This is a genomic window from Nitrosomonas sp. Nm132, from assembly GCF_900100485.1.
Lineage (GTDB): Bacteria > Pseudomonadota > Gammaproteobacteria > Burkholderiales > Nitrosomonadaceae > Nitrosomonas.
In genome coordinates this window covers 1-9,421 of the sequence record NZ_FNDH01000063.1, presented here as the reverse complement: position 1 = coordinate 9,421, position 9,421 = coordinate 1, and the positions used below count along the sequence as shown (strand labels likewise).

Sequence of the window (9,421 nt, the reverse complement as noted above, 5' to 3'; positions counted from 1 at the left end):
AATTTATTGATGGCAGCTACGTTAAAGCGCATCAGCATAGTGCGGGAGCTGCCGGCAAGAAGCCGCAGGCCATCGGAAAAAGCCGTGCTGGCAACTCTACGAAGATCCACCTTGCTGTTGATGGTTGTGGTTTGCCGGTTGAATTTGAAATTACCGGTGGAGATGTGAATGATTGCTCTGTGGCACCGGAGCTGATTGCCAAGTTACCTGATGCGCAGGCGATTGTGGCGGATAAGGGCTATGACAGTGAGTGCATACGTGAGCAGATCATAAAGAAAGGAGCCAGGGCCGTGATCCCAAGAAAGCGCAATTCGCTGAAGGGTAACGCAGATATGGATTGGGGCTTGTATAGGTACCGGCATTTGGTGGAAAACGCCTTTGCACGACTAAAGCAGTATCGGGCAATAGCAACACGATACGACAAACTCAAGAGAAATTACGAAAGTATGGTAGCTATCGCGTGTGGATACCTGTGGCTACCTATGTGAAATGTCAACAGACCCTAGCCCAAATATTTCATAAATTGGCACGTGTCCTCGCTTGTCTTTTGATTAATAAGAAAGATTTTGCTCAGTCGAGTGTATGAATCACTACACTCCTCCTTCTCAAAACTTCCCTATTAATCAAAATCCTGCGTGATCATCACGCGAATTTATGAAATATTCGGGTTAGTATGACGGCGATTTTCGTTCAATGCACACACCAAGTTTCTTAATTCCGTGGATAATACCGAGCTTGGCGACACTCACTTTTACCCAGGGTGAATTGAATTCAGTCAAGACAATCTGGGCAATATGCTCCGCCAACGCTTCAAGTAAAGCGAAATGTTGGGTCGCTAATGTGTCATTGATGCGCTTAACAACTAGTGAATAATCCAGCGCATCTTTTAAATTGTCAGTAAAACAGGCACGATTCGTTGGGAGAGCGATTTCGAGGTTGAGTTCAATGGTTTGGGCAATTTTTTTTTCCCACGGGTAAATGCCAATTAGCGTTTTAGCTTTGAAGTCGTGGAGAAAGATAATGTCCATTATTAAGATTTAAATGTGATATATAACGTTGCATAGGATTAAGAAAATATCTTCTTGCGTAGTCATAACGATTCTAGTCTATTTATAAAAATAATGGAGCTATTTGGGTAGCAGTATGGAAATGGCTTTAATGTGGCTAATAGCTTATTTGCTGGGCTCAATTTCATTTGCAGTCATAGCGAGTTGGTTGTTTAAATTACCTGATCCGAGAACATATGGCTCAAAAAACCCTGGGGCGACGAATGTACTGCGCAGCGGCAAAAAAGCAGCAGCAGTTCTGACGTTGCTGGGTGATGCTGGTAAAGGATGGCTGGCAGTAGCGCTAACCAACTATTTCTCCTTTGCTTGGGGATTTGGAAGCACGGCAGTGGCGGGTGCCGCCTTAGCTGTTTTTCTTGGCCATTTGTTCCCAGTTTTTCTTGGTTTTAAAGGGGGTAAAGGAGTTGCGACATCGGCTGGCGTGTTATTCGGATTCGATCTCTGGTTGGGGTTACTGGTGATTCTTACTTGGATTCTAGTCGCCGTAGTTTGGCGCATATCTTCATTGTCCGCACTGATCGCTGCACTGTTAGCTCCAATTTATGCGTATATTTTGCTTGATTCTGGAGTAAATGTCCTGGCCATTGCTACCATATCGCTGTTACTTTTTTGGCGACATAAACCAAATATTATCAATCTGGTCACAGGCAGAGAAACACGGATTGGAGAAAAAAGTAAATCGTGACTTGATATTAGAGATCTCTATAGCGTCTCCAGATCCCATCTGGCTCTTACGGTAAAGCTAGTCATAGCTTGTTGTTGTTGGTAGTTGATGTTTTGTTTTTGTAAGCGCATAGCTCCAGCAAAAGCGATCATTGCACCATTGTCAGTACAGAATTCAAGTTCTGGAAAGAATACCGTTGCGCCTATGCCGGCTGTTTCACGAATAAGTCTTTTACGTAACTGAGTATTTGCGCCTACCCCACCAGCTACAACTAGCTGACTAAGGCCAGTTTGTGCGAGGGCGGACAAAGATTTTTCCGCCAGGATGTCTATGACTGCTTCCTGAAAAGCAAGCGCAATGTCGGCGCTGGTCTGGTGTGTAATTTTATGATTTTTTATTAAAGTTGATACTGCAGTTTTTAATCCACTAAAACTGAAGTTAAAATCTCTACTATGCCGCATCGGGCGAGGAAGTTTAAAGCGATCTGATCTGCCTTGTTCAGCAAGTACGGCAAGTGCTCGTCCACCAGGATAATCGAGGCCAAGAAGTTTTGCTGTTTTGTCAAAAGCCTCACCCGCTGCATCATCTACTGTTTCGCCAAGCAATATATATTGTCCTATTCCATCTACCTTTATCAACTGAGTGTGGCCACCAGAGACTAATAGTGCCACGAAAGGAAATGTAGGCGTTGGCGTTGATAGTAAAGGAGACAGAAGATGGCCTTCAAGATGATGAATATTCAGTATTGGGATTTCGAGTGCGAATGCAAGTGCGGAACCGATACATGCACCTACCAATAATGCCCCCGCCAGACCAGGCCCCTGAGTGTAGGCAATAGCGTCAACTTCCTTCAAACAAATATTTGCTTCTTTCAAAGCTTGTTTGATAAGTGGAACTCCACGACGGATATGGTCACGAGAGGCAAGTTCAGGTACAACCCCGCCATACTCATTATGGATTTCAGTTTGTGAATATAGTGTGTGACTCAATAAACCATGTTCTGTGTGATAGAGGGCAATACCTGTTTCATCGCATGAAGTCTCAATGCCAAGTACAATCATTTTAAATGTCAATATATTAAATCTCTTCGTTCCCGCTATTATACCTTCTGGAGAGAGAAGGGCTAACAGAAGGCAGTTAAGTTAATGGTAAAACGCAGTTAATTGTTTACTTTATATCTAGTGGATTGGATCCAAAGGCTTTTCTTACAGCATACTTTTATAAAAAAAATAATAATGTTATATTAACAAGCTTTTTGTAGAATTATTAACATCTAATAGAAGGAGACCGAAAGGGATTACTGTTTTATGACCACTGTTAAAGTCAAAGAAAACGAACCATTTGAAGTTGCTATGCGTCGTTTTAAACGCGCGGTTGAGAAAACTGGATTACTCACGGAATTGCGTGCGAGAGAATTTTATGAGAAACCAACTGCAGAGCGCAAACGTAAGCACGCTGCAGCAGCAAAGCGTACCTACAAGCGTTTGCGCAGTCAGTTACTCCCACCAAAACTTTATTAGATGGTTAAGAGTTCATAAGACAAATTTGTTTAGTTGTTCAATTATGAATTTGAAGCAGAAAATTACTGAAGATATGAAGACTGCAATGCGTGCCAGTGACTCAAAAAGACGTGATGCGATTCGGTTACTGCAAGCAGCTATTAAGCAGCGAGAGGTTGATGAGCGTATTGAGTTAAATGATGCAGCGATCATTGCAGTAATCGAGAAAATGCTTAAGCAGCGTAGAGATTCGATTACGCAATATGAGGCAGCACATCGACAAGATTTGGCTAATGCCGAGAAATATGAAGTAGATGTATTGCTTGCTTATATGCCCCAGATGATGAGTGAAGCTGAGGTGGATAATATAGTGAACGAGGCTATCGCTGTTGTAGGGGATATGGGACAGCAGCGGATGGGAAAGATTATGGCATTGTTAAAGCCTAGACTGACTGGATGTGCAGATATGACTCAAGTAGCAGCGCTGGTAAAGAAAAAAATTTCTTCTTGATTTTGTTAAAGTGGTATTTATTTTAAGTATATTTGTTTGAGATAGTAGTAAAAGACTTTGCTAACTTCATTAATAGTCAACTAACATATTGGCGTACCTTTAATAAATGATTCCCCAATCGTTTATTCAAGAGTTGCTCAATCGCATAGATATAACAGATGTGGTTGAGCGTTATGTGCCACTTAAGAAAGTTGGTGGCAATTTTAGCGCATGCTGTCCATTTCATAATGAAAAAACCCCGTCATTTACAGTTAGCCCTATAAAACAGTTTTATCATTGTTTTGGCTGTGGGAAGCATGGTAACGCCATTAATTTTCTGATTGAGTATAATGGAATAAGTTTTATCGATGCAGTTGAGAATTTGGCTGCCTATGCTGGATTACAAGTTCCAGCTCGACAGGTTGCAACTTACTCTCGGGTGTCTGAATCTCGTTTATCTCACGCAAAAAAAGAAGACGAGCAAGATAAAGCAGGGGAGTCTGTGCAACACATGGTTGAATCGATGAATATTGCTGCTCAATATTATCGTAGGCAGCTTAAGAATGCTAACCATGCCATCGCGTATTTGAAAAAGCGTGGTTTAACGGGGGAAATAGCTGCCCGTTTTGGAATTGGTTATGCGCCAGCTAGCGGGAAAAATCTTACTTCTGTATTTTCTGATTATTCACTAAATCGATCAGAAAATGTGTTAATAAAAGTGGGTTTAGTCATCCCGAGTGAAGATGGTAAGCATTATGATCGTTTCCGTGATCGTATTATGTTTCCAATTCTCGACCAGAAAGGCAGGATAATTGGTTTTGGGGGCAGGGTATTGGATTCTGGGGAGCCAAAATATTTAAATTCTCCTGAGACGCCCTTATTTACAAAAGGGCGTGAACTTTATAATTTGTTTGCAGCTAGCAAAGCGATTCGTAAATCAGGGCGGGCTTTGGTGGTAGAAGGGTATATGGATGTAGTGGTACTTGCACAATATGGTGTTGACTATGCAATAGCTACGCTTGGCACCGCTACTACGTCTTTTCATATACAGAAACTTTTACGCCAAACAGATGAAATTATTTTTTGTTTTGATGGTGACAGTGCGGGAAGAAAAGCAGCTTGGCGTGCACTTGAAAATAGTCTGGCTCAATTAAAGGATGGAAAAAATATAAGTTTTCTGTTCCTGCCGGAGAATGAGGATCCTGACAGTTATATCCGTAAGTTTGGTAAAGAATCGTTCGAGGCACTTCTCGATCAGGCGCTACCTCTATCAGAGTTTTTTTATAGTGAGTTATCTGCGCGTGTAAATCTGCAAACTAGCGAAGGTCGTGCTGGCTTGGTGCAACATACAAGGCCGCTATTAGCTCAGATTAGCGCCCCAGTTCTTGCTCTTATGCTGATAAAGCGGTTATCGCAACTAACTTCTATTAACCAAAATGAATTAGAAGGATTATTGCAATTTAAGCAAAAAGCCTCATTTTCTCAGACTAATCTAGAAATGAAGCGTCCTCAACCAGCAACACCTTATCGTAAGTTAATACAGATAATGCTGCATGATCCTGCATATGCTGGGAAGTTAGATAAAAATATGCTTATCGGGCATGGCGAACAAAATAATGAAAAAAAGCTATTGATAGCCTTGATTGATTTTTTTAATACTTTTTCACCACAAGCCTTGAAAGATGCAGTATTTTCGTCAGTTAAGGGGTATTTCTATGATAGCCCTTATTATGAATTGCTAGAGAAAATAGAGGAAGAAATGAGCATGTGGAAAGAAGGTATGGATATAGAAGCAGAATTTACTGGGGTATTGTTGCGATTGCGAGAGATGCAGCGTAAACAAAGAATGGCTGCACTGCATAGTAAGCCTTTAAACTTGCTGACCGTTGAGGAAAAGCGAGAATTGCAGCAATTATCTGTTTCTTAGAGGTATTTATTATCAAGTTGTCTTTGTAATCAAAGAAGATCAGGGTGCTGTATAGCTTAATAAATATCATCCCTTTATTTGAACTTTTCATTGATTAATTGAACAAAAATTAAAAAACCGCGATGTAGCATTAACAGATTGTAGAATATTTTATAAAAATGAGAGTGAAGTTTTTGGAAACATCCTTAGGTAAGATGTGGTATGATAAGCCTTTGATATCATTAAAAATTTATAGGATATATTTATCTATATCAACTGGAATTCAGCAAATTTAGGATAATAATCAGCGGTGACTGAGAAAATGAAAAAAGTAATAATTTCATAGGTTTCTTAAATAGGAAAATAGACCATTATTGCTAAAACTAATGGATGCGCCTCGAGAAGATTCTAAAAAATAGAGGTTGAATTTTTTATAGGCATAGCTGCCAGGATACTTAAGAATATGGATACAAAACGATCAGAATCAGAAAAAGATATAGAAAATTCAATTATTGCTAAGCAGTTGAAGTTAACCAAAATAAAATCAGTGAAAATGAAAGCGTCAAAAAAAATTAAAGCATCGAATAATGATCAAGTGGAAGAAATTGTTCAGGAAACTTTATCTTCTGTGCCTCAAGATATCGAGGCAAGAAAGATGCGACTTAAGAAATTGATTGTTCAGGGTAAGGAACGTGGTTATTTGACTTATGCTGAGATTAATGATCACTTGCCTGATGACATGCTAGATGCTGAGCAGATTGAAGGTGTCATTAGCATGATCAATGATATGGGGATTTCAGTTCATGATGAAGCACCAGATGCAGAAGCGTTGCTAATGTCTGATACAGCAACAGCTGTAACTGATGAGGACGTGGTTGAAGAGGCTGAGGCAGCGCTTTCTAGTGTAGATTCGGAGTTTGGTCGCACTACTGATCCAGTGCGCATGTATATGCGTGAGATGGGTTCTGTAGAGCTATTAACACGTGAAAGTGAGATAGAAATAGCAAAACGTATTGAAGATGGTTTGAGGCATATGATACAGGCTATTTCTGCGTGTCCAACGATTATTGCAGATATTCTGAATTTAGCAACGGAGGTAGAGAATGATCAGTTACGTGTTGACGAATTGGTTGACGGTTTTCTTGATGATGATGCTCAGGGAATTCTTAATGAAGAAGTGTCTGATGAGTCACTGGAACAAGATTTTATTTCTGATGACATGGAAGATGAGAGTGGTGTTGCGGTAGCTAGCGCTAGCTTGATTAAGTTAAAAGGTGATGTATTAGAGCGCTTTATAGAGATTCGCAAAGCCTATAATGAAATGCAAAAAATAGTTGAAAAGAAGGGTGCGCGAGAAGATAAAAAATATAAAACTCTGCAGGAGAAAATTTCATCCGAGCTTATGGCTATGCGGTTCTCCGCCAAGATGGTAGAGAAATTGTGTGATACGCAACGCGATCTCGTTAGTGAAATTCGTAGCTGCGAACGTAAAATTATGGATCTGTGTATCTCTAAAGCAAGTATGCCACGCAATTATTTTATCAAAGCTTTCCCTGGTAATGAGACAAATCTAGATTGGGTTAAGTTAGAAATTGAATCTAATAAGCCTTGCAGTCAGTCATTGAAGCATTTTATGCCAGCTATTATGGAACAGCAGCAATGCCTGCTTTCTTTGCAAGAGCAAGCTAAAATACCTATTAAAGAACTGAAAGAGATCAATCGTCGAATGACGACTGGTGAGGCTAAAGCGCGGCGTGCAAAACGTGAGATGACAGAAGCTAATTTACGATTGGTAATTTCGATTGCTAAAAAATATACTAATCGTGGATTACAATTTTTAGATCTCATTCAAGAAGGTAATATTGGTTTGATGAAAGCTGTAGATAAATTTGAATATCGACGTGGTTACAAATTTTCTACTTATGCAACGTGGTGGATACGCCAGGCAATAACACGCTCTATTGCCGATCAAGCTCGTACAATTCGAATTCCGGTTCATATGATAGAAACAATTAATAAAATGAATCGTATTTCGCGTCAAATCCTGCAAGAAACTGGGCAAGAGCCTGAGCCCGCTTTACTGGCCGAAAAAATGGAAATGCCTGAAGAGAAGATTAGAAAGATTCTTAAGATTTCAAAAGAGCCAATCTCTATGGAGACACCAATTGGTGATGATGAGGATTCACATCTTGGTGATTTTATTGAGGATTCATCAACTATTGCGCCGGCTGATGCTGCGGTTTACGCTAGTTTGCGTAACGCTACTAAGGATGTGCTTGATTCTCTTACTCCGCGAGAGGCAAAAGTCTTGCGTATGCGTTTTGGTATCGAAATGAATACAGATCACACTTTAGAGGAAGTAGGAAAGCAGTTTGATGTTACTCGTGAGCGTATCCGTCAAATTGAGGCAAAAGCATTGCGAAAATTACGCCATCCTGCTCGTTCTGATCGTCTACGTAGTTTTTTAGATACAGGGAACTCTTGATTTCATGTAAGTAATATATGAGTTATAATTAGGCTCATAAAAGATATAAATTGTTGATATACGTTGATTCGTAGATTATCTGGTGAATAAATATGGCCGGATTCTCAGCAAGAACTATATAGTATTACTTATTTGTGTACTGTACTATTGAAAACAGTTTTGTTTGTTATGGTTTTTCCTAGTAAGGTGGCTATTCGCATGGGTCTGTAGCTCAGTTGGTTAGAGCAGGGGACTCATAATCCCTTGGTCGCTGGTTCGAGTCCAGCCAGACCCACCAGTAAAGTCAAGCGCGTAGTTATAACATGGCTAGGTGCCTTTTCTTTTACATGAGTCCGTGTAGGAAAATAGTAGGAATTTTTCAAAATTACGAGTGGGTTTTGATGCCATAAAAAAAGGAACCGCCGCAAGTCAAGGGAAACTTGCGGTTATGGTTCCTGCCTAAAAGATCGTTGCGACGTAACGCCAAAAATCATCCTGGCTGCTTTTCTTCGGGCTCTTTCGTCAGTGGCGTGATTGGCAATTCTTTTTTCGGCTCTGGCTGCTTCTTCCATATCGCCGGTATCAGCAAATGCTCAATCAGGCTCATAGCCGGTCTCACCTTTTCTAGGCAGAGCTCAACCGCCGCCTTCTTTGGTTGCGTCAACGGTATCAATGCAAATGATCGTGCCATTTTCTGAAAACGGCTTGCCTTTCTCCCGCTCGAACCGTTGCAGGCCTCCTGCTGGGTTTCGTCTCTGCTGCAACGTGGATTCAAATTCGAAATGCAACTTTTGATGGCTGTTTAGTGTAACTTACCGACACTCCGAAGAACCTTGTTTCCACTCTCATATGCATCCCTTTGCACACTAAAAAAGGAAGATAAAAATTCAATCGCGGAATTTAGGAATATTGTATTTCCCAAGATCCGCGATTCAAGGATTGAAAAGTAACGGAATGTCCTGCCACACAAGCGATCCGGTAGAATTAAGGCGATCGAAACTTTCACCTATTGGGTGATGAAATGAGGTAGGGCAATTAGGGCTTCTGCGTAAATGGTGCTTCCGTTCAAGATAGAGGCAACGGACGAGATATTGACAGCGAACGCTGGATTGGTGCTATTTGGCGAATTTGTCCATGGTCTAGCCCATCTTTAACCTCATCCTGCTAAATTCTCTCCCTTTTTCCGTTTCGTATATTTCTAGCTAACTGATATACAAAGCTTTGTATTTTGTGGCGCGCTCAAATACGTAATATAGTGCCATAATATTATGGAGATATCTTGTTTTATCCTCCGCTTTGTAGTAACGTCGCGCCTATGTTTATCCGACGAA

The 9,421-nt window shown here is 40.6% G+C and carries 9 protein-coding genes and 1 tRNA gene; 7 read left to right on the top strand and 3 right to left on the bottom strand.

Translation table 11 applies throughout. The features are described from left to right. Window positions 1–488 (top strand): IS5 family transposase (locus BLP80_RS13580; protein WP_090544116.1); only part of this gene is annotated, 488 nt, incomplete at its 5' end. 180 nt (window positions 489–668) lie between these two features. On the opposite strand, the gene BLP80_RS13575 is transcribed toward BLP80_RS13580, so the two are convergent. Beyond that, the gene (locus tag BLP80_RS13575) at window positions 669–1,028 is read right to left on the bottom strand and encodes a dihydroneopterin aldolase (protein ID WP_090544114.1); all 360 of its coding nucleotides are present in this window, start codon (window positions 1,026–1,028) and stop codon (window positions 669–671) included. A 115-nt stretch (window positions 1,029–1,143) separates the two neighbouring features. Here BLP80_RS13575 and plsY point away from each other — a divergent pair, with 115 nt between their 5' ends. Beyond that, window positions 1,144–1,752 (top strand): glycerol-3-phosphate 1-O-acyltransferase PlsY, encoded by a 609-nt coding sequence (gene plsY / locus BLP80_RS13570; protein ID WP_090544112.1) that lies wholly within the window; start codon window positions 1,144–1,146, stop codon window positions 1,750–1,752. Between the two features lie 17 nt (window positions 1,753–1,769). On the opposite strand, the gene tsaD is transcribed toward plsY, so the two are convergent. Next, window positions 1,770–2,792 carry a tRNA (adenosine(37)-N6)-threonylcarbamoyltransferase complex transferase subunit TsaD gene (gene tsaD, locus BLP80_RS13565; protein WP_090544110.1) on the bottom strand — a complete coding sequence of 341 codons (1,023 nt, stop codon included), beginning with the start codon at window positions 2,790–2,792 and terminating at the stop codon, window positions 1,770–1,772. 246 nt (window positions 2,793–3,038) lie between these two features. On the opposite strand from tsaD, the gene rpsU reads away from it, so the two are divergent. The 5 genes from rpsU (at window position 3,039) to BLP80_RS13540 (ending at window position 8,388) form a co-directional block, all read left to right on the top strand. Continuing rightward, window positions 3,039–3,251 carry a 30S ribosomal protein S21 gene (gene rpsU, locus BLP80_RS13560; RefSeq protein ID WP_090544108.1) on the top strand — a complete coding sequence of 71 codons (213 nt, stop codon included), beginning with the start codon at window positions 3,039–3,041 and terminating at the stop codon, window positions 3,249–3,251. A 43-nt stretch (window positions 3,252–3,294) separates the two neighbouring features. Next, a complete protein-coding gene (locus BLP80_RS13555) occupies window positions 3,295–3,741 on the top strand; it encodes a GatB/YqeY domain-containing protein (RefSeq protein WP_090544106.1) in 447 nt (148 codons plus the stop codon). Between the two features lie 106 nt (window positions 3,742–3,847). Beyond that, window positions 3,848–5,647, top strand: coding sequence for a DNA primase (dnaG, locus tag BLP80_RS13550; protein WP_090544104.1), 1,800 nt, complete (start codon window positions 3,848–3,850; stop codon window positions 5,645–5,647). 442 nt (window positions 5,648–6,089) lie between these two features. Continuing rightward, window positions 6,090–8,111 carry an RNA polymerase sigma factor RpoD gene (gene rpoD, locus BLP80_RS13545; RefSeq protein ID WP_371128833.1) on the top strand — a complete coding sequence of 674 codons (2,022 nt, stop codon included), beginning with the start codon at window positions 6,090–6,092 and terminating at the stop codon, window positions 8,109–8,111. A gap of 200 nt (window positions 8,112–8,311) precedes the next feature. Next, window positions 8,312–8,388 (top strand) — tRNA-Ile (locus BLP80_RS13540). Window positions 8,389–8,725: 337 nt separating this feature from the next. Here BLP80_RS13540 and BLP80_RS16425 read toward each other — a convergent pair. Next, window positions 8,726–8,854 carry a hypothetical protein gene (locus tag BLP80_RS16425; RefSeq protein ID WP_256325112.1) on the bottom strand — a complete coding sequence of 43 codons (129 nt, stop codon included), beginning with the start codon at window positions 8,852–8,854 and terminating at the stop codon, window positions 8,726–8,728. Window positions 8,855–9,421 lie beyond the last annotated feature (567 nt).